Origin of the sequence: Ktedonobacter sp. SOSP1-85 (assembly GCF_016587415.1) — a bacterium.
In the GTDB taxonomy this organism is placed as follows: Bacteria; Chloroflexota; Ktedonobacteria; order Ktedonobacterales; family Ktedonobacteraceae; genus Ktedonobacter.
Genome location: NZ_BNJI01000002.1, coordinates 1,897,037 through 1,915,909 on the forward strand (window position 1 = coordinate 1,897,037; position 18,873 = coordinate 1,915,909).

14 protein-coding genes are annotated in these 18,873 nt (G+C 51.9%); 9 read left to right on the plus strand and 5 right to left on the minus strand.

The annotated features are described in order from the left end of the window. Positions 1-165: 165 nt before the first annotated feature. Entirely contained in the window at positions 166-1,407 is a 1,242-nt protein-coding gene (locus tag KTE_RS36595; RefSeq protein ID WP_201390528.1) for an ROK family protein, read from the minus strand. Positions 1,408-1,711: 304 nt separating this feature from the next. Here KTE_RS36595 and KTE_RS36600 point away from each other — a divergent pair, with 304 nt between their 5' ends. The 7 genes from KTE_RS36600 to KTE_RS36630 all read left to right on the plus strand — a co-directional run bounded on the left by KTE_RS36600 (position 1,712) and on the right by KTE_RS36630 (position 13,311). After that, positions 1,712-3,919, plus strand: a complete 2,208-nt coding sequence (locus KTE_RS36600; RefSeq protein ID WP_201390530.1) for a carbohydrate-binding protein — start codon at positions 1,712-1,714, stop codon at positions 3,917-3,919. Between the two features lie 99 nt (positions 3,920-4,018). Beyond that, positions 4,019-6,433, plus strand: coding sequence for a glycoside hydrolase N-terminal domain-containing protein (locus KTE_RS36605; protein ID WP_201390532.1), 2,415 nt, complete (start codon positions 4,019-4,021; stop codon positions 6,431-6,433). A gap of 188 nt (positions 6,434-6,621) precedes the next feature. Further along, the gene (locus tag KTE_RS36610; protein ID WP_201390534.1) at positions 6,622-7,833 is read left to right on the plus strand and encodes a sialate O-acetylesterase; all 1,212 of its coding nucleotides are present in this window, start codon (positions 6,622-6,624) and stop codon (positions 7,831-7,833) included. A 55-nt stretch (positions 7,834-7,888) separates the two neighbouring features. After that, positions 7,889-8,686: a GNAT family N-acetyltransferase gene (locus KTE_RS36615; protein WP_201390536.1), complete on the plus strand. Its 798-nt coding sequence runs from the start codon at positions 7,889-7,891 to the stop codon at positions 8,684-8,686. Between the two features lie 571 nt (positions 8,687-9,257). Further along, the gene (locus KTE_RS36620; RefSeq protein WP_236600851.1) at positions 9,258-10,955 is read left to right on the plus strand and encodes an ABC transporter substrate-binding protein; all 1,698 of its coding nucleotides are present in this window, start codon (positions 9,258-9,260) and stop codon (positions 10,953-10,955) included. A gap of 251 nt (positions 10,956-11,206) precedes the next feature. Further along, on the plus strand, positions 11,207-12,166 hold the full coding sequence (locus KTE_RS36625) for an ABC transporter permease (RefSeq protein WP_201390538.1): 960 nt from the start codon (positions 11,207-11,209) through the stop codon (positions 12,164-12,166). A 23-nt stretch (positions 12,167-12,189) separates the two neighbouring features. Beyond that, positions 12,190-13,311 carry an ABC transporter permease gene (locus tag KTE_RS36630; RefSeq protein ID WP_201390540.1) on the plus strand — a complete coding sequence of 374 codons (1,122 nt, stop codon included), beginning with the start codon at positions 12,190-12,192 and terminating at the stop codon, positions 13,309-13,311. Positions 13,312-13,562: 251 nt separating this feature from the next. On the opposite strand, the gene KTE_RS36635 is transcribed toward KTE_RS36630, so the two are convergent. The 4 genes from KTE_RS36635 to KTE_RS36650 all read right to left on the minus strand — a co-directional run bounded on the left by KTE_RS36635 (position 13,563) and on the right by KTE_RS36650 (position 16,484). Next, positions 13,563-13,931, minus strand: a complete 369-nt coding sequence (locus KTE_RS36635) for a hypothetical protein (protein ID WP_201390542.1) — start codon at positions 13,929-13,931, stop codon at positions 13,563-13,565. A gap of 4 nt (positions 13,932-13,935) precedes the next feature. Continuing rightward, positions 13,936-14,514: a cysteine hydrolase family protein gene (locus KTE_RS36640; protein ID WP_201390544.1), complete on the minus strand. Its 579-nt coding sequence runs from the start codon at positions 14,512-14,514 to the stop codon at positions 13,936-13,938. A 49-nt stretch (positions 14,515-14,563) separates the two neighbouring features. Further along, on the minus strand, positions 14,564-15,904 hold the full coding sequence (locus KTE_RS36645; protein ID WP_201390546.1) for an MFS transporter: 1,341 nt from the start codon (positions 15,902-15,904) through the stop codon (positions 14,564-14,566). A gap of 94 nt (positions 15,905-15,998) precedes the next feature. Further along, positions 15,999-16,484: a MarR family winged helix-turn-helix transcriptional regulator gene (locus KTE_RS36650; RefSeq protein WP_201390548.1), complete on the minus strand. Its 486-nt coding sequence runs from the start codon at positions 16,482-16,484 to the stop codon at positions 15,999-16,001. A gap of 341 nt (positions 16,485-16,825) precedes the next feature. Between KTE_RS36650 and KTE_RS36655 the strand changes: the two genes are divergently transcribed. Together KTE_RS36655 and iolB are read left to right on the plus strand one after the other, a co-directional pair. Further along, entirely contained in the window at positions 16,826-17,866 is a 1,041-nt protein-coding gene (locus KTE_RS36655) for a LacI family DNA-binding transcriptional regulator (RefSeq protein WP_201390550.1), read from the plus strand. A gap of 89 nt (positions 17,867-17,955) precedes the next feature. After that, a complete protein-coding gene (gene iolB, locus KTE_RS36660; protein ID WP_201390552.1) occupies positions 17,956-18,861 on the plus strand; it encodes a 5-deoxy-glucuronate isomerase in 906 nt (301 codons plus the stop codon). Positions 18,862-18,873: the final 12 nt, after the last annotated feature.

Below are 18,873 nucleotides of genomic sequence, written 5' to 3' on the forward strand. Positions count from 1 at the left end.
CTAGATATGCCAGTTACCACAACCTTGTAGTAATGTTGGGCAGTCATACCGTCAAACGATCGAATTAGCGTCTTGTTGAGGGCATCCATGCGCTCCCAAACGCCGGGACACACGCGAGACATTGGCAAACAAATAACGAAAACCCAACTCCTTTCTGTTGAGAATTCAGGGGTGAGCGGGCAAGACGAAAAAGCGATGGAGAACCAGAGCTGCGGCCCCACGCGCCCAGCTTTCGTAGCCAACCAGCGGCTCAACCAGCAGGCGCAGATTCTTTCCTAACTGGGAGAAGAGATTCTGCCGTAGTACGGCTTCCATTGATTGGAACATGGCTGGCTCGACAAAAACGCCCTCGCCCGTGAGAACGATACTCTCGGGGTTCAGGACATTTACCAGGTTGGCCAGGGCAATGCCCATCAGTTCACCGCTATGCTGAAAAGCCTGCGCGGCCAGTTCGTCGCCATTTAAAGCTAGTTCAAGTAATGTATGGATCACGCGCTCCTCGGAGCGCACGGCCCGATCTGAGGAGCTGTCGAGAGGCATATTGAATGGAAGTGTTTGTGAATAGTTGCGCTCGAGATAATTGGCGATGATGCCACGAAAGGAAATATACTCCTCTAGACAGCCACGTTTACCACATTCGCAACGCCTGCCACCGGGAACCGCTACCATATGCCCAAACTCGCCGGCCCCTCCCGTCGAGCCGTGATAGACCTCGCCGTTGAGCACCAGGCCCAGGCCCACGCCGCGCCCCAGTACGACCGTAAAGAAGTTCTCGCTGCTACCCCCCCAGCCAAAGAGTCTCTCGTAGGTCGTAATGCAGCTCACATCGTTATCGATTACCACAGGAAACCCCAGACGCCGACTAAGTGGTTCGGCCAACTCAATAGAGTGCCAGTCCAGATTCCAGGAATCGATGCAGATGCCATTTTGCGCGTCGATATAGCCGGAGAGCGCGCAGCCAAGCCCGATGACCAGGTCTTTCTCGACCCCCGATTGGGCCAGCAGATCATTCGTCATCCTGACGATGTGTTCCAGCGCCTGGGCACCTTGATGTCTGAGCACAGTATCCCAATGGAGCGAAAAAATCACATCGCCGCGTAAGTTAACAACCACTCCGATGCATTCAAAGCCCCGTACCATCAGACCAAGAGCAAACCCTCCTTCGGGGTGCAGGTCCAGCAACGTCGCCTTGCGTCCTCCTGTCGATTCCGCCGGGCCACTCTCCACCACAAAATGTCGTCCGATAAGATCGCCAGTCAAACCGATCACCGTCGCCAGGCTCAGACCCGAAAGTTCAGCCAGCTGGGGGCGCGAGATTGGCGCATTCAGCCGAATCAAATTTAGCAAGTTATTCTGATTAATTGCGCGGATCAACTTGCGATCCGCCGGCACTGCTTTCCCCTGCATCGTTTTTCTACCCCGAAAACTTCCTTTAGTGATTGAAGTTAGGCAGAGTATACCCGCGAAAAAAGCTGGTGTCAAGCCCTCAATCCTCTGGATTGCAATAACTGCCTGCCTTCTCTGTCCCGAAATATCCGGGAATAAAAGCGACCATAGGAGTAGAAAGGGCTTCTTCTTGACAAGGGGACCCTTTCTCAGTATGCTTATCAGTATACTTAGTTTAATCATTGATTAAACTAACCGGTCACCGTGCTTATATGGGAAGAGCACGAGACTCTTGTCATTGGCCGCTACAAGGAGGTATTTTTTTATGTCTCAACGTCAGAGAATGATGCCCCGACTTCTCTTTGCCTTCACCATTTTGCTCTTATCTGGTAGTCTGCTGACCATTGCAGCCTGGCCTCAGGGAAAGACGCCTGTCGCCCATGCTGCAACCAAAGTCACCAATGGTTTGGCCCAGACGCCGTACATGGGCTGGAGTAGTTGGAGCCTGGAATCCACTAATGCCAGTGGATATGGGACGAGTTGGCTAACCGAAGCGAATGTCAAAACCCAGGCCGATGCCCTCCATCAAAAGTTACAGGGGAGTGGATATCAGTATATCAACATTGATGCTGGTTGGTGGATGGATTATAGCTGGAATCCTACCTTCGATTCCTTTGGACGCCCGGCCCCTTTCCCAGGTCGTTTTCCCGATGGCATCGCGGCTGTTGCTGACTATGTCCATCACTATGGGCTCAAACTTGGGATCTATTATGGTGCGGGCCTGGATTTTGCTGCCTACAACAACAACTATCCCATCTATGGTACGAGCTGTCACACACAGGACATTGCTGTCCAACCGCTGACAAAGACCAATGGTTGGCAGGGAGCCTATGCCATCGATTATAGCAAACCCTGCGCCCAGGCCTATATCAATTCGATTGCCAATCAATTTGCGAGCTGGGGCGTCGATTTTATGAAGCTGGATGGGGTTACACCAGGTTCGTTCAGTAATGGCGCCAGTTCTGCGGACAATCGTTCAGATGTTCAAGCCTGGTCACAGGCGCTGTTTCAGACAGGGAGACCGATCCAGTTTGTCCTCTCCTGGTCGCTGGATCACGATTTTGTCAACACCTGGCAGCAGAATTCCAATGGCTGGCGCATTGATACCGATGTCGAGTGTTACTGCAATACGCTGGTGACCTGGGATAACTCGGTGAAGCAGCGCTTCACTGACGTGGTACCCTGGATCTCCGACGCCAAACCGGGTGGTTGGAACAACCTGGATTCGCTCGATGTAGGCGTCGGGAGCATGGATGGCCTGACGAACGACGAGCGCCAGACTTATGAAACCCTCTGGGCCATCGAGGCGGCTCCGCTCTACACTGGGGATGACCTGACAAAACTGGATAGCTACGGCCTTTCCTTGCTCACCAACGAGGAGGCTATCGCCATCGATCAGGCTGGCCGTCCAGCCAGGCCGGTTGCGCAGTCTAGCAACCAGCAGGTCTGGTATGCGCAAAATGCAGATGGCAGCTATACGGTTGCGCTCTTTAATCTCGATAACACCCCCCAGTCGGTCACAGCGAACTGGAGCGATCTGGGCTTTGTAGGGAAAGCCCATGTACGCAACGTTTGGGCTCACAAGCAGCTGGGCCAGTTTGGAAATAGCTTCAGCGCGGCACTACCCGCTCATGGTTCACTGCTCCTCACTGTCCAGCCAGATTCCACCAGTCCGGCTCCTCCCCCTCCCACGGGTAATGCCGCCTCCTATGAAGCGGAAGCGCCAGCGAATACCATCGGCGGGGGCGCGGTTGTAAGTGGTTGCTCGACCTGTTCTGGTGGTCAGAAGGTTGGCTATCTGGGCGGTGGTGGCTTCGTCCAGTTTAATAATGTGACTGCAACCAGCGCTGGTCTCTACAATCTGACGATTTATTACGTTGACGGAGATGGTTGTTGCCGACCTGCCGATCTCAGCTTTAATGGAGGCACGGGAGTTCTGATTGACTTCCATGGCAATGGCAACTGGGGGAGTGTCCAATCGATGCAGATCCGGGTGCAACTCCAGGCCGGCAATAATACCATCAAGTTTGATAATCCAACAGGTTATGCTCCCGATGTGGACCGTATCGTGGTTGCCCCCATCGTGAAAACGACCTCTTATGAGGCGGAAGCCTCCAGTAATACCTTGAGTGGAGGAGCATCAGTGGCCAGTTGCTCGAACTGTTCTGGTGGTCAGAAGGTCGGCAATCTGCTGCTGGGTAGCTCCCTGCAATTCAACACCATTACTGTGGCCAACGCGGGTACCTATAACGTCACGGTCTATTATGTTGACGGCTCCTCCGGTCGCTCGTTAAATGTGAGCGCGAACGGCGGCCCGGCGCTCACCATGTACACCAACGGCACCAACGATAACAACTGGAATGTTGTACACTCAATGGTGATTCAGCTTGACTTGCGGGCAGGAACAAATACGGTCCTCTTCGCAACCACTTCCTCAATGTATGGGGCTGATATCGACCGTATTGAGGTATAATGTTTTCTGATGAGAAATGGGTTGCCTGGCGAGCTGATCGGCTCGCCAGGCAACCCTTCATCCCTTGTCCAAGTTGCCAATTGAAAGGAGTCGATACGCATGCACCAGGCAGCGCGTGTTCCACAAGTCAAACCTCCGCTAAAATTATGGTATCGCCAACCGGCCACACAATGGCTAGAGGCACTCCCGGTGGGTAATGGACACCTGGGAGCGATGATTCATGGTGGCATCAGAGAGGAGGTGTTTCAACTTAACGAGGATACACTCTGGTCTGGCGAGCCATATGATACGGACAACCTTGACGCAGTTACCCATCTGCCTGAACTCAGGCGCTTAATTCTGGAAGAGCGTAACTATGCGGCTGCTCAGAAGGTTGCGCGCCGTATGCAAGGCCCTTATAATGAATCATATCAGCCGCTTGGCTATTTGCGTCTGAAGTTTGCGCAACAGGGCGAGGTCCAGGCATATCAGCGTGCATTGGATCTGAACACCGCGTTGGCAACGGTACAGTATAAAGCAGGTGATATCCTCTTCTCGCGAGAGGTGTTCTCTTCGGCTGTGGATGATCTGCTGGCGATACGCCTGACTAGCGATACCTCTCACGCTCTTTCCTTCACAGTCCACTTAGAGAGCATTCATCCGTTTACCTGCGTGTCTGCTGGCTCCAATACGATCAGGATGACGGGCCGTTGCCCCAGGCACGTTGATCCAAGCTACGTTTCTACACATGATCCTGTTATTTATGACCACGGCGAAGATGGCCAAGGTATGCGCTTTGAGACACAGCTCCAGGCTATTGTTGAGGGAGGGCAGGTCTCTGCGGATGTAGACGGCACACTGCGGGTGGAAAACGCGCATACGGTGACCTTACTCCTTTCTGCGGCTACCAGTTACCGTGGTTTCGCCTCTCGTCCAGACCTTCCTGCGCATGACCTGGAGCAAAGATGTGCAACCAGGCTTGCCGCGGGCATGAGCAAAGGGTATGAAGCCCTGCGCGCGGCTCATATCAGCGATTATCAATATTTATTCCAACGCGTTACCCTGGATCTGGGCAGCAGTGAAGGGGAAAAACTCCCTACTGATGAGCGTTTAGCCGCGGTGCAAAAGGGGGCCAAGGATGATGCGCTGCTGGCCCTCTTTTTTCAGTATGGTCGCTATTTGCTTATAGCCAGTTCACGCCCGGGAACTCAGCCCGCGAATTTGCAGGGAATCTGGAATGATCAAGTACGACCTGCCTGGAGTAGTAACTGGACCATAAATATTAATGCCCAGATGAATTACTGGCCTGCTGAAACCTGCAATCTGGCGGAATGTCATTCCCCCCTGTTCGATCTATTGGAAGAGGCCAGCGTGAGTGGGGAACGAACCGCGCAAGTTTATTATGGTTGCCGTGGCTGGGTCGCTCACCACAACATGGACCTGTGGAGAAATACCGCCCCAGTTGGCAACTGTAGCGGCGATCCGCAGTGGGCAAACTGGACCATGGGAGGAGCGTGGCTTTGCCAGCATCTCTGGGAACATTATGCCTTTTCGGGCGATCGCTCGTTTCTCTCCCAACGCGCCTATCCGATTATGAAGAAAGCCGCCCAGTTTCTGCTCGATTTCCTGGTGGAAGACGAGCACGGGCACTTGACAACCTGTCCTTCGACTTCCCCAGAAAATCTCTTTCTGACTGCCAGTGGAGAGCAGGCCGGTGTCAGTGCTGGTTCAACCATGGATCTCGCCATCATTCACGATCTTTTTACACATTGTATTACAGCAAGCCAGGTATTAGACATTGATCAGGGATTTGCGCATGAACTGGCGCAAGCACTTGCCCGTTTGCCGCAGCCAGCGATTGGCAGGTATGGGCAATTGCAAGAGTGGAACGAGGATTTTGCTGAAGTGGAGCCTGGTCATCGTCATCTTTCCCACCTGTATGGTCTCTATCCTGGTGAGCAAATTACCTTTGAAAAGACGCCAGAGCTCTTCCAAGCAGCACGCAAGTCCCTAGAGCGCAGACTCGAACACGGAGGAGGGGCCACTGGTTGGAGTCGAGCCTGGGTAGTCGCGTTCTGGGCGCGATTGGGTGAAGGTAATGTGGCCCATGAGCATGCAATCCAGTTGCTCAAAGATTCGCTTGCTCCAAATCTCTTTGACCTGCATCCCCCCGTGATCTTCCAGATTGACGGCAACTTCGGAGCGACCGCCGCAATTGCCGAGATGCTGGTGCAGAGCCATGCTGGCGAGCTTGCTATTTTGCCCGCCCTTCCGCATACGTGGAACGATGGATATGTACGCGGCTTGCGTGCTCGTGGCGGTCTTGAAGTCGATGTGGAGTGGAATAATGGGCATGCCATATCCGTTGTTCTGCGCGCAGAACAAGATGGACGCCTTCTGCTACGCCTTCCTCAAGATCAACAGCCAGTAGCCATAAAAGATCAGAGTGGTCAACATGTTTCATGGAGCAGTGAGCGTGGTCGCATCGTCCTTGTGGTGCAATATGGAAAGAGCTATACAGTGAGCTTTCGCTAAATGGTGAAATCACAACATCTGTAGGGTCCATGCTGGCATGGACTGCCGAGGCCCGCAGGCTGATATCCCGCCCTTGCGGAGGTCGCTTCGCTCGCAGTCCATGCCAGCATGGACCCTACATCGACCAACTACGTGAATCTACCGCTAAAGTGCATGCCCGAGCATATTGATGAGGTTGTGGTGACAATATGACAAATACAAAAATTCAGAGCTATCAGGTATTCCAACGTGATGGCGATAATAAAGCACGTGTAGATCAAGAAGATGGGCAGGTGATTGTATTACCCGTTGGGGGCCCGTACACCGTAGGAAATGCGCAGAATATCCTGGTAGGGGATCTGTGGGTGCTCGCGGGACAGAGTAATATGGAAGGGGTTGGGAATTTAATTGATGTTGAGAAACCTTCGCCATTTGTGCATTCGTTGCAATCACGTGAGGAATGGGCGGTGGCCGAAGAACCGCTCCACTGGCCGAACGAGTCGCCACGCATTATCCATCATAAGCTGATGGGCGCTGATGTTGTGCCTCATCCTTTGCCTTCGCATGATCCCATGCGCAAAACAGGAGCGGGCCTGGGCTTAGCCTTCGCGAAAGAGCGCTATATCCGGACAGGGGTGCCGATTGGACTGATCCCTGCCGCTCATGGTGGAACTACTCTGGAACAGTGGGACCCGGAGTTACGCGAGCAGGGGGACGCATCGCTCTATGGTGCATTGCTCAAGCGAATTGAGGATGCTGGTGGCAGCGTGGCTGGCGTGCTCTGGTACCAGGGCGAGAGCGAGACGTCCTCCTTAGAAAATATTGAGCGCTATCATCGTCGTATGCATGCTCTGTTGAAGGCTCTACGTCGTGATCTGCAACAGCCTGATCTGCCATTTTACTGCGTGCAGATCGGCTGTACTGTGTCATATGACGCGGATGCCAAAAATTGGAATGGCATCCGGGAAGCGCAGCGCACATGGCCTCTCCTCCTGTCCCACACCGCGATGGTTTCAGCGATTGATCTTGAGTTGGATGATTCGATTCATATAGGTACTCAAGGACTGAAACGGCTTGGACGCCGCTTAGCGGATGTGGCTGACGGCCTGCCATCACCTCAATTGATAGGAGCGACGTTTGAGGCTGAGCAATCTCGTATCCGGGTCTCATATCGCCATGTTCGTGGTGGCCTCCATGCGAGTGGTCGTCCATCAGGTTTTTCTTTGCGTGATCGTAACGAGAGAGAATTACCCCTCGTGCATAAGGTGTCCTTGGACGAGAATGCCGCTGTTTTACATCTTATCGACCACCCTCTCCCACCTGATACGTTTTTATGGTATGGTTGGGGCTTGAATCCCTACTGCAATCTCACCGATGCTGCGGATGCCGCTCTTCCAGCTTTTGGCCCACTCCCGTTGTGACACTCCGCAGATATTGTAGATGAATTGAGGCACAGAAAGGCGTTTCGTTCTTCCAATGATAACAAGTGTTCAACTAAAGCATCCCGATGAAATACAGCGACTAAGGGATGACTACCTTCATACCCTTGTTGCTCCAATGGATGGAATGTGGGAAAGCGCGATTATTACGCAGGCAACTTTTTGGGAAGTACAAGTCCAAGAGCAACGGGCGGGATATTTTTGCATCGACTCCAACAACGATTTGCTGCGCTTTCACCTCATGGAAAGCTACCAGGCCCAGGCGCAGGAGATCTTTTGTTGGGTTATCTCGACCTACGGCATCCAAGGTGCTATTGCGAGCACCATAGAACCCCTGTATTTCTCTTTATGCCTTGATATTCAGAGAAGCATTGCGCTTCACAGTTATCTTTTTCGAGATAGTAGACCAGGCGAGCAACCGTTCAATCTCAGCAAGGGTATTTTCAGAAAGGCTGAAAAGAGCGAGTTGGGTGATATTGTGCGCTTTTATCAAGTAAATACAGAGGGGCCAGGAGAGTGGATTGAGGCATTTCTGAGAGCTCGTCTCGATCGTGAAGAATTGTTTGTCTTGTTGGATCAGCAAACACTGATAGCAACGGGGGAATGTAGGCCCAGTCAGAAACAGCCACCTTATGCAGATTTGGGGATGGTGGTGGCTCAATCGCATCGTGGAAGAGGTCTGGGTAGCTCTATGCTCATTCAATTAAAGAAACACTGTTATGAAGCTGGCTGGAAGCCTATCTGTTCATGTGAGGCTGCCAATCATGCTTCAAAGAAAGCCATAGAGAAAGCTGGTTTTATCAGTGAGCACAGAATGGCGAAGATACTGTTCTAAAAGTACTAATGCCATGCTTCTTGATAGGAGATGACTCCTTCAATGCGATACAGACCCGTGGAGCCACTCCAATGGAGGCTATGAAGTCAGCAAAGAGAGGATTCCACCGAGGTCTCTTGTCCTCCATTTCCAACAGGACGCTCTTCATCCGGTCAGTCAATAACATGCCCCTGGCCTGGAGAGGACGCAAGGGATGGACAACGGCTTTGTTTTGGCACTTTTCTGATCATTAGTGCTGAGTTAACAAGTGCGGCTGTAGTGATACCAAATCTAACGAAGGATAAGCTGATGGCTTACTTCCTCACCATTTTTCCCCTACTTTCCCCCTAATGGATGTAGAGCCAATAATCCAAACATAAATACTCCTTTTATATTGTGAGATTTGAATAATTCAAAGCGTAATCTTATATGGTTACTTGTTTCTTCCTTGCTTTAACTATATTTTTGTTCATTTCCGCCATAGTAACGTGAATAAAAATATAGATAGGCTTCTCTCGAATCAAAGAACTGGCCCATCCTTTAAAGCTTTGGTTCATTGTAGGCGTTTTTATTTTTCAAGGAGAAAAAAAGCTTGGAACCTGGAAAGAAACCGGTCTTGTTCCTGATGACCTGTCTATGCCTGCTCACGATGTTGTTAGCGGCATGCGGTGGTGGTTCCTCTGGACCCTCCTCAACAAAGGCTTCGGATGATAAGCAAGCATTGCGTTATCCAGTTGTAGGTGATCCCGATATTAACACCTTTGACCCGGCCCTCGTTCAGGATACTGACTCCAACTTCCCTATCCAGGCCGTCTTTACGGGCCTGGTCACCCTGGACGCCAATCTACAGGTAAAACCTCAACTGGCCGAGAGCTACCAGCAGTCCGATGGAGGACTGACCTGGACCTTCAAACTCAAGCCCAATCTGACCTTTAGCAATGGAGATAAGCTCACTTCAGAGGACGTCGTGTATAGCATCAATCGCACGATCGATCCTGCCACGAAGTCGAGTGTCTCTGGTTACCTTCAGCTTGTCAAGGGGTATAAGGACTTAAGCGGCGGCAAGGTGAAGACCCTGATTGGCACGAGTTTGCTGGCCCCCGATCCTCAAACAGTAGTCATTAAGATTAGCCAGCCGGCAGCTTACTTCTTGCAGACCCTTTCCTATCCAACCTCCTATGTGGTCAACAAGAAACTGGTCGAGAAATATGGCGCACAGTGGACCGACCATGTTGAAGAAGGTGGCGGCGCTGGCCCCTGGAAGGTAGAAAAGTACACCCACAATAAGGGTCTCGAACTGGTACGTAATGACGCGTACTATGGGGCGAAACCTCAGATGAAGAGACTCTCAGTGGTCTTCTATAAGGACCAGGACTCAATGTACCGCGCCTTCCAGGCTCAGCAGCTCGACTTCACGCCTGTTCCGTCAACAAACCTGGAGCAGGAGCGTAGCACGCCTGGATTTAAAGAGACACCTATCCTGACCATTCGTTATATTGCGATGAATTACCTGGTGAAGCCCTTCGATAATATCAAAATTCGCCAGGCTTTCGCGCTTGCCATTAACAAAGACCTGATCGTGCAGAGCGCCATGAAGAACGCCTTTACGCCTTCAAACCATGTTATTCCCAAGGGCATGCCTGGGTATAACGAGAATCTTACTGGGCCGCTTGGCACGGGCACCCAGGGCGATGCGAATAAAGCAAAGCAAGTCCTGGCTGAGGGACTCAAAGAGGCGGGCTATGCCAGTGTCTCCGCGCTCCCCCCTATTACGCTCACGTTCTACCCACGCAACCAGAACTTTAAGGATGCTCTCACCGCGATTGCGCAAATGTGGCAAACGACATTGGGTATCAAGGTGAACATCAACGTTGTCACGCGCCCTAAACTGCTCGATCTGACGACCGCCACCAAGAACAACGGTTCCCTTCAGATGTGGCAGGCTGGTTGGAACGCTGACTATCCCGATCCTCAGGACTGGCTGACGCTCTTCTTCGACAAGGGGCAGGACTACAACCAGTCCAACTATGGTCAGAATAAGGTGCAAGATACCAGCGCTCAGTTAGAAGTACAGAAGAAGTTGGAGCAGGCCGACCAGGAACAGGATGCTACCAAGCGTATGCAACTGTACAACGAGGCCGAACAGCAGGCGATAAACGATGTTGGTTGGCTTCCTCTCTGGCAGGAGAAGGTCCAGTATCTGGTCAGGACAAATGTGCAGAATCTTTCGCTCAATTCGCAGCAATTGATTCCACCAGATGACTGGAGCAAAATCTACATCACCCAGTAACGTTTACCAGGTCCGGTACCATTCGCGTTTCTATGCGTTGGGACTTTCCATAGAAAGCTCTCTCACATAGGATGCGTCACCAGGCGGTTGCTGTTTGCAGAAACACATTCCTTCGGCTATCTGCGAATGGCAACCGCGACCTATGCGCTTTTTACGCGCACTACTACTCTGCCGTCCTCCACGCGCGCGCGCCGGGGAGTGCCCATGGCACAGCGTACGAACAGACCCTGAAGAAGTATGGGGAGTGTTGTATGATTCGCTTTCTGCTAAAACGGCTCATTGGCCTGCTATTTGTCGTTGTTGGGGTCACACTTATCACCTTCTTTATGGGGCATTTCGCGCCCGGAGACCCCATTCGCGTCCTGCTTGGCGACCACCCGAACGCGGTGCTGGAGGCCCAGCTCAAACATCAGTATGGCCTGGACCTTCCCTTATATCAGCAGTATCTCAACTATATGGGACACCTGATCAGGCTTGATTTTGGGCTTTCATTTCGGAGCATCAATCGCCCCGTTTGGGATATTCTCAAAGATGGCATACCAGTTTCTCTTGAGTTAGGCTTATGGGGTCTCTTTCTGCAATTATTGCTTGGTATTCCCCTCGGCGTGGCCTCCGCGCTGCGAGCAAACACCTGGATAGATACGTTCAATATGGGCCTGGCGCTGGTCCTGTATGCCATACCAGTGTTTATCTTTGGTGTGCTCTTCCAATTGCTCATTATCTGGATGGACAAGCAGACTGGTTTGCGCTGGCCCGTTACGCAGTGGGGAACGCCATGGCAATACACCTGGCAGGATATACAGTATAAGCTCGCCCCTATTCTGGTCTATACGGCGGCAGGTATGGCCTACTATGCGCGTCTCGCTCGTACCAGCATGCTTGAGGTGTTACGCCAGGACTACATCCGTACGGCTCGCGCCAAAGGACTGCTGGAAAATGCTATTGTCTATCGCCACGCCTTTCGCAATGCGTTAATACCACTGGTGACAGTGATTGGCGTCTCGATTGGGTTCCTGGTAACCGGTGCCTTCTTTACCGAAAAAATCTTTAACCTTCCTGGCATCGCGAATCTAACCCTGGAGGCGATTGATTCGCTGGATTACCCCGTTCTCCAGGCAACAACGGTTATGCTGGCGTGTAGTGTGGTCCTTGGCAATCTGATCTCAGACATCCTCTACACGGTCGTCGATCCACGTATCAGAGCGGAATAGAAGCGCGAGGGAAAGTTATGGACATGGATACCAGGGATAATATGGAAGCCAGCGAGGAGCGTGAAGAACAGGTTGCACAACACCTGGAAGAAACACCATCTGTTGAAGCTGTGACTCCGCCTCCTGTCGATCTGCTGGAGGTTGAAGGTGACGGTACGCCAGAGAAGACAACGTTACCACCGCTTCAGAAGCCCCCTACACCTCTACAGGATTCACTCAGGCACTTACGCCGCGATAGACGAGCCATGATCTGTCTGGGGATCATCGTCTTCTTCGTGCTGCTTGCCATCGTAGGGCCTTCTATCTATCAGCACGTTGGTGGCGACTACAACAGTCCTATTAACGGGAGAGTTCCTTCCACGGTCTATCATAGCTTCTCGCACCAGGAGCTTAATCGCCTCGATGAGGGACCATCGCCGCAGTACTGGCTGGGAACTGATCGTATTGGGCAGGATCTCTTTGCCCGGATCTTGCAAGGTTTGTTGATATCAATCCTTGTCGCCGTGCTGGTCGAGGTCGTCAATGTGCTACTGGGCCTCATTGTGGGCGTCCTTGCTGGTTACTATGGGGGCTGGACTGATTTTCTCCTGGCCCGCTTTGCCGACCTGATATTTGCCTTTCCCGGCCTCCTCTTCGTCATCCTGCTGACTGGCATTTTTGGGACGCAGGCTGACGTAGCGTTGTCTCGCGTCCCCATCCTGGGACCAAACGGTAACGCGCGTCTGATCCTGGTTTCGATGGCGCTAGCCCTTACCTCCTGGCCCCTCATGGCGCGCTATGTACGTGGGCAAACCATGCAGATCAAGCAACAGCAATTTATTGAGGCAGCCAAAACAGCGGGTTCGAGTGACTTTAGCATTATCGTGCGACATATCATTCCCAACCTGCTCAGCGTGGTTATTATCGTCTCGACCTTGAATATATCCAATACCATTATTAGCGAAGCTGGTATTAGTCTGCTGGGGTTAGGGGTTCAGCCTCCCGGTGCGAGCATCGGTCTGATGATCTCAGATGGCGCGACCCTGTTGAGTACGCACCCCTGGGAAGCCTTGCTTCCTTCGGGAGTACTGGCAGCTATTGTGCTGGCCTTCTCATTTCTGGGGGACGGACTGCGCGATGCTTTCGATCCGCGCACAAAAGATTAAACATACGTGAGTTCTGGATAAGCCAACCCAATTAAGCAGCCAGAAGGAAGCGTTGATCGAGATGAAGGCTGGGCTTTTTGGCTTGATGGCTGTACGCAAGAAGCCCAGCAATCAAAGGAAGCTGATGCCCGTACAAACTCCATAGCGGCTCTGTAAGTAGGCAAGCAGAGGCACGAGCATCGTAGGAATGAGCGCGACAAAGCGTGTATAACTCATCGGAGGTGGATCTCCTTATCCCGAACTCACGTTTCTTACAACGTTTCGTCCGGCGTACCGTATTCTTTCATCACCACCGTGCTGACAGGCTCATTGCCACCATAAAACCGTCCAAATAGGCGCGCTGTTATCGTACCAAAGAGAAGTACGCCTAATCCTGCAGCAATGATCTGGTCTGTAGCGCGCAGATTAAAATTCCCAACGCGACAGAGCAGAACATACGCAATAACCAGATTGAGAAAGCCCCAAAGCACATTGACAGTCGAGGACGACAGTCCTTCCCCTGGCGGTTTCGCAAATGGACTCTGAAAAGGCCGACCCATCAAGCCACTGATGAAATGCGGAAGTGCATTGGTGAGAAATACACCTCCAAAGAAATAGGCAACGTCATATAACCATTGCATGATGCTAAAATCCTCCTATGAGCCTCATTTTCCAGGTTTCAACCTGCAACACTTCCGCCTGCCGTGGAAAGACTTTCGTTAACAGGACGCGCTGGACTTCTTCATCGTTATCGAAGCAGCAATCGGCTAAGACCGTTAACTGATAATCCTTGTCAGCCGCTTCCCGCAAGGTTGATAAGACCACTCCACTGGTTGATATACCACAGAGCACCAGATGCGAAATGTTCTGTGCTCTCAACACCACTTCTAGATCACTGCCGCTAAACGCACTCACGCGACGTTTCGTGACCACAATATCCGTTGGTTGTGGAGCAAGAGCAGAAGCGATCTCCATTGCTCTCCCTGTCAATAAGGAAGATTGTTGTTCTTTATGTGCAGAGAAAGATTTATTGTTTGGACTAATTTCGGGATATCCTGGGCGAAAGGTCACAGCTACATAGATGATGGGAATTGACGCGCCACGAGCAGCGTCGATAGCTGTGTGTACAAGGGTGAGAACATCACTCTGTTGTGCAAGCCTGGCGACAATTCCTTCTTGCATATCCATGACTAAAAGAGCTGCATGCGCATGTGTATCAGACATTATTTTTCCTTTTCTCTTGCAAAACGATACGTGCTTGTTTTTCTGTCAACTACTCACTCCTCGTCGCTGTCGTTGACTCTTCAAGGCTTTTCTCTGCTGGTTGACGCAGAAGCCAGGCAGTAATAGTGACGATGAGGCAGAGAGCTCCTCCAAGCAAGAATGTCGTTGAGACGCCAATGCGTGTCGTTAAGGCACCTGCTAAGAAGTTCCCTAAGGGCAAGGCACCTGCATAGACCAGGAGATACACACCTATGATCCTGCCACGGAGATGATTGGGAGCGATTGTTTGAACTGCGGTGCTTGCTGTGGCTGTCACAACGACCTGTGCAAACCCTATACTGATGAGCAAAGGGAACGCGAGGATGTACACGGGAGAAAGTGCAAACGCAATCTCAAGTATGCCGAACGCGAACGCTGCGATCAGCAGAAAGCGAATACTCGGTTGACGATTTCCCCAGGCGACCCATAGTGCTGAGAATAGAGCCCCAAGCCCATATGCTGCTGCAATGAAGCCATACCCCGTCGCCCCAGCATGGAAGACCTCGGTGGCAAACAGCGGCAGCATCACGTTGAACGTGATACCGAACAACCCGATTCCACCAATGAGTCCTATAATGAGAAGAACGGCTGGCATGTGCCAGGAATAGGAGAGGCCCTCACGCAAGCTCTGGAGCATGCTGCGTTTCTTCTCATCCGTCCTTTTGCCGGGCAAGGCGTATAACGTTCGTGTGTCGATCATGAATAGGCCGATAATCACAGCAATAAAACTCAGCGTGTTGAGGAGAAAAAGTGGTGCAACACCGAGCCATGCAATCAGCACACCACCAAGCCCTGGTCCCAGTACACGAGCCATATTGGCGAGCGAAGAATTCAGGGCGATGGCGTTTGGTAGGTCTTCGCGGCCCACCATTTCATTAATAAACGCGTTTCGGGTAGGACTATCAAGTGCATTGGTGATGCCTAGTAGTGCGACCAGAAGCAGAACATGCCAGACTTGGACCACTCCCGTTATCACCAGAAGCCACATGACGGCTGACTGAACAAGTGAAATAGATTGTGTCACGAGCAGCAGCCTGCGTTTGGGGACGCGATCAGCGAGTACCCCACCGTAGAGTGAGAAAATCATCACTGGCAAATACTGGAGCAAGCTCACTACTCCAAGCAGCAACGCGCTATGTGTCAGTTGCAAGACCAACCATGCCTGTGCGGTTGTTTGCATCCAGGTCCCGACCTGCGAAATCATTTGACCAAAAAAGAACAGTCGATAGTTACGATGGTGCAGGGCAATAAACGTTCGCCCTAAGCCCCTGGTATGTGTCCTGACTGGCGCACTCCGCTGCTCCTCTTCGAGAAGAGTATGTTCCTGAGTGCTGGAATGAATGGGTCGCATAGATGTTTTCTCCAAGGAATACCAAGGTGAGCAGAGAGAGACACACGTGAAGGGGGCTCTCCCAGGAGGGATGCGCTTCTTGCGACAAAGCCGATCAGAGCTCTTCCTCACTCAGATGGCGTAGGGCAGGCAGCGCTCCTTGTAAATGAGTCAGTTCTTCTTGACTGAGATGGCTGAGAAGACGGTGTAAGTGCGTGCGCCAGAACTCCTCATAGAGTGATACCACACGCTGACCGCGTTCAGTCAGTGATACCTGCACCACCCTCCAGTCCTGTTCATCGCGAATACGTGTGACGAATCCCTGGGCCAGCAGACGTTTCACCATGGCAGTGATGGCTGGCGGTGCAACATCTAGTTGCTCAGCTAATTCTTGCATGGTGCACTGTTGGCGCGTCATCAGCACACGCAAAAAATTGAATTGTCCTTTGGTGGCCCGGAGTTCTAAAATGTCGCGCCATTCCGGGGCGATATCATCTGAGTTGTGGGGAAGCTCCGCACGAACACGCTCCAACAAGCGGGGAATAATATCAAACAACGCATTGGCGATGTCCAAGGTCCTCTCAGAAGAAGGCTCACTCATACCGATCCTTTCTTTATTTTTATTCACGCACTTAATACTTCACGCACTTATTATTTAAACACATTAACAATATTATACAGAGCCCCGTTTCTCTTGTCAAGATCGCACGCTGGTGAATGGGCGACAACTGGAGCCATCTTTTTAACGCTATCAAGGGAGTTCTGACTAGAATGTTGCGTTAGCACTTGACAAAGGGGAAGCTGATTCTTATGCTTAATATCAGTGAATATATTCCCATCGTGCAAAAAAGCACTCCGGATGCAGGCACTTTTATTTTTTTCTTTTATGCACACGTGTGCATAAAGATTTCTTGTGAGGATCTCTCGTAAAGGGGGCAAGCGTTGCGCCGACAAGAGGTTTCTATTGCCGATATCGCTCGCGTAGCTGGCGTTTCACACACGACCGTCTCGCGTGCGCTCCGCCAGAATCCGCTCATTAGCGCGGATACACGCAAGCGCATCCGGAAGCTGGCCGATGAAATGGGTTATACACCCAATGCTATCGCGCAAAGCCTGCAAACACAGCAATCCAGCACTATCGGTCTGGTCGTAACCTCGATTGCTGATCCCTTCTTTGGCGATGTTGTCAAAGGCGTTGAGGAAGTGGCGCGTGCCGCGCATTTTAGTGTTTTGCTCAGTGCCTCTTATAACGACCCTCAAAAGGCTACAGATATCATCGAAACCTATCAACGTCGGCGCGTCGATGGTATCCTGGTCGCATCATCACGTATTGCTACCAATTACAGCCACCGCATTCCCCATATCCGCATTCCCACTGTCTTAATCAATAGTCAGGGCGAGTTACAGGCCAGTCAGTTGCATTGGATTGCAGTAGATGATCACCAGGGCGCGCAGCTTGCCGTCAACCACCTGCTGCAACTCGGACATCGCGCTATAGGTTATCTGGGCAGTAGGAGTCGCCCAGGTTCAAACCAACAACGGCTTCAGGGATACATAGACGCGCTTGATCAGGCTGGTATACAGAGGCAAGCAGCATGGGTGATTCAGCCTCCATGTGATGAGGCCTCGCAGGATGAAGATATAAGTGTGGGGCAGAACGCCCTGCTCGATTTGCTCGGCGCAGGTGTTACTGCTGTTTTCTGTTATAACGATATGATCGCTATTGGTATGCTGACAGCATGTCACGAAAAAGGGATCGCGGTGCCACAAGACCTGAGTATCATCGGCTTTGATGATATCCAGATCGCCAGTTGCATGGCGCCGCCATTGACTACTATTCATCAGCCCAGAGTAGAACTAGGACGCCTTGCGACTCAGGTAATGTTAGACCTATTGAGTGGTCATCCAGGTAAAAATCATAGCCTGCCCCCATCTCTTGTGTTACGTGGCAGCACCGCGCCATTGCGAGAGCAGTATCGTTAGTACCGCGATCATGCGATTCTATCAGACCGGCCTGCCTGTAGACCTGTAATGTGTATAAGCAGACAAGTGCATATGAGAAAGGAATTGATATGCGGCAATATGATGCAAGCAACCTGATTGTTCATTCTGGTAATGTACATGATGCCAATGTTATCGTCGAGGTAACAGCGGAGATGGCGGGCTGGGATTACCTCCATTTTCAGGTGCAGCACCTGTCCGCGCGGGGCACATGGACGTTTGCCACAGGCGAGCGTGAACTGGCATTGGTAGTCCTGGGTGGTCGTATTCAGGTTGAATCGAATCGCGGTCAATGGTCCCACATCGGGGAACGCGAGAGTGTCTTTACTGGTCTACCACACGCGCTCTACCTGCCACGCCAGACGACGCTGAATGTTCGAGCCGAAACGGAGTGCGAATATGCCGTTATTTCTGCTCCTGCAGACCAGGATTTCGCACCACGCCTGATCACGCCACACGATATCGCTACCGAGATTCGAGGTGGTGATAATGCCACGCGGCAGATTAACAATATCATCCCGCCCGGCTTCTCCTGTCAGCGGCTCGTCGTGGTAGAGGTGTATACGCCCGGCGGTAACTGGTCGAGTTATCCTCCGCATAAGCACGATATCCATAAGACGGACATACACGGTCAAGTTGTGGAGGCTGACCTCGAAGAGGTGTATTTTTATAAGCTGAGCCGACCTGAAGGGTATGCCTATCAACGTATCTATACCGATCCTGAGTCACCCTTGCACCAGGCTGGCTTTCCCATTGATGCCCTCTTGATGGCGCGTGATAACGATGCAGTGCTGGTGCCAGAAGGGTACCACCCCGTTGCGAGCCCGCCCGGCTACACGACGTACTACCTCAATGCCCTGGCTGGTAGCGCCCAATCTCTGGCGAATAGCGAAGATCCGCGCTACGTGTGGGTCAAGGAACACTACAAAGGGCTTGACGAACGTATACCGCTCTACGAGATCAAGCATAGGCTATAGCACAGGAGAAAG

Bases quoted from the DNA above. Each gene is read 5' to 3' on its own strand.
- KTE_RS36595 (WP_201390528.1), bottom strand. From the start codon at position 1,407: ATGCAGGGGAAAGCAGTGCCGGCGGATCGCAAGTTGATCCGCGCAATT.
- KTE_RS36600 (WP_201390530.1), top strand. From the start codon at position 1,712: ATGTCTCAACGTCAGAGAATGATGCCCCGACTTCTCTTTGCCTTCACC.
- KTE_RS36605 (WP_201390532.1), top strand. From the start codon at position 4,019: ATGCACCAGGCAGCGCGTGTTCCACAAGTCAAACCTCCGCTAAAATTA.
- KTE_RS36610 (WP_201390534.1), top strand. From the start codon at position 6,622: ATGACAAATACAAAAATTCAGAGCTATCAGGTATTCCAACGTGATGGC.
- KTE_RS36615 (WP_201390536.1), top strand. From the start codon at position 7,889: ATGATAACAAGTGTTCAACTAAAGCATCCCGATGAAATACAGCGACTA.
- KTE_RS36625 (WP_201390538.1), top strand. From the start codon at position 11,207: ATGATTCGCTTTCTGCTAAAACGGCTCATTGGCCTGCTATTTGTCGTT.
- KTE_RS36630 (WP_201390540.1), top strand. From the start codon at position 12,190: ATGGATACCAGGGATAATATGGAAGCCAGCGAGGAGCGTGAAGAACAG.
- KTE_RS36635 (WP_201390542.1), bottom strand. From the start codon at position 13,931: ATGCAATGGTTATATGACGTTGCCTATTTCTTTGGAGGTGTATTTCTC.
- KTE_RS36640 (WP_201390544.1), bottom strand. From the start codon at position 14,514: ATGTCTGATACACATGCGCATGCAGCTCTTTTAGTCATGGATATGCAA.
- KTE_RS36645 (WP_201390546.1), bottom strand. From the start codon at position 15,904: ATGCGACCCATTCATTCCAGCACTCAGGAACATACTCTTCTCGAAGAG.
- KTE_RS36650 (WP_201390548.1), bottom strand. From the start codon at position 16,484: ATGAGTGAGCCTTCTTCTGAGAGGACCTTGGACATCGCCAATGCGTTG.
- iolB (WP_201390552.1), top strand. From the start codon at position 17,956: ATGCGGCAATATGATGCAAGCAACCTGATTGTTCATTCTGGTAATGTA.